General features: G+C 74.4%; 2 protein-coding genes. Both read left to right on the top strand.

Going from position 1 to position 1,660, the window contains the following annotated elements:
* Positions 1 to 1,269 (top strand): FtsX-like permease family protein (locus AB0J09_RS64260; protein ID WP_360714273.1); only part of this gene is annotated, 1,269 nt, incomplete at its 5' end.
* A gap of 4 nt (positions 1,270 to 1,273) precedes the next feature.
* Positions 1,274 to 1,660, top strand: a 387-nt coding sequence (locus AB0J09_RS64255; RefSeq protein WP_360714271.1) for a hypothetical protein, incomplete at its 3' end; no start/stop codon positions are given.

The raw sequence follows: 1,660 nt of genomic DNA, 5'->3' as shown, positions 1-1,660 counted from the left end.
GCCGCCGCCGCGGCGCTGGCCCAGCGCACGGGCGAGCACAGCGGCCGCCGCTCGGCCGTGGCGCTGGCCGCGAGCCGCGCGGGCCTGCCGGTGCCGTTCGTCGTCGGGGCGCGGTTCGCGCTCGAGCCCGGCCGGGGCCGCAGCGCCGTGCCCGTCCGGCCCGCGCTCTTCGGCGCGATCGCCGGCGTGCTCGGCGTGCTGGCCGCGTTCACGTTCTCCGCGGGCGTCAAGGACGCCGCGGAGAATCCGATCAGGTTCGGCCAGGCGTACCAGTTCTCCGCGTTTCTCGGATTCAACGGCCAGGAGTTCGCCCCGGCCGGCAAGCTGCTCGCGGCGGTGGCCAAGGACCCCGACGTCATAGGCGTGAACGACGGCAAGGTCGCGGTCGCCGAGGCGCCCGCGGAAGGCAGGGAGCCGGGCGTGTCCGTCACCGCGTACACGTTCCACCCGGTCGGCCGCCCCATCGACGCGCTCGTGCTGAACGGGCGGATGCCGGCGTCGGCACAAGAGATCGCGCTCGCTCCCGCCAGCGCCTCCCAGCTCGGCGTCGACGTCGGCGACCGGGTCACGCTCGGCGGCGGGCAGAAGCCTATCCAGCTCACCGTCACGGGCCTCTCGTTCCTGCCGATGGGCCCGCACAACGACTACCGCGACGGCGGCTGGGTCACACCAGAGGGGTACGACGCCCTGTTCGGCGACGCCCACTTCGACTTCAAGTTCCACACCGCGCAGATCGCGCTCCGCCCGGGAGCCGATCTGGAGACGGTCCGGAGCAGGCTGACGGACCTGGCCGCGAAGGTCGCCGGACATCCCGGCGTGGGGTTCGGCGACCCGATAGAGATCCAGCAGGTACGGCAGATCCGCGACGTGGAGGAGCTGCCGCTGCTGCTCGCCGGGTTCCTCGCGCTGCTGGCCCTCGGCGCGGTCGGCCACGCACTGGCGACCGCGGTGCGGCGCAGGCGGCACGAGGTCGCCGTGCTGCGGGCGCTGGGCATGACCCGCCGGCAGGCCAGGTGGGCGGTCGTCACACAGGCCACCCTGCTCGCGCTGGCCGGGCTGGCCTTCGGCGTTCCACTCGGGCTGGCGGCCGGGCGCACGTTGTGGCGTATCGTCGCCGACATCATGCCGCTGGCGTACGTGCCGCCGGTCGCCGTCTGGGCGCTGCTCCTGGTCGGCCCGCTGACACTGCTGCTGGCCAACCTCCTCGCAGCCTGGCCGGGGCGGATCGTCGGCCGGCTGCGCATCGGCCACATACTGCGGACGGAGTGAGCCCATGCTTGAGACAGCCGCCCCGCCGCTCGTGACCGTCGCGGCGGGGACCGCTCTCGGCGCGTTCGCCGTCGCCTCGGTCGTGCTCTGCGTGGCCTGGGCCGGTGCCGCCGTCGCGGCGCTCCTCGCGGACCGGCCGCTGCTCGCGCGCACGGCGGGGCTGGTGGTGATCGCGCAGGTCGCCGCGACCATCTGGCCCCAGGCGACGCCGGTCGCGGTGGTGGCCTGGCTGGCGTGCGCGCTCAGCCTGCCCGACGGCCTGATCGGGTCGTGGCCGCGCCGGATCGTCGTCGCGAGCGGACTTATCGTCTCCGCGGCGTGGGCGATCTGGCTGCCCGTCACGACGATCGAGAGGATCACCCAGCCCGTCGTGACGGGCAGCCAAGATCGC

The sequence above is a fragment of the Nonomuraea sp. NPDC049784 genome (assembly GCF_040659615.1).
In the GTDB taxonomy this organism is placed as follows: Bacteria; Actinomycetota; Actinomycetes; order Streptosporangiales; family Streptosporangiaceae; genus Nonomuraea.
This window is presented reverse-complemented; position numbering and strand designations above follow the sequence as displayed.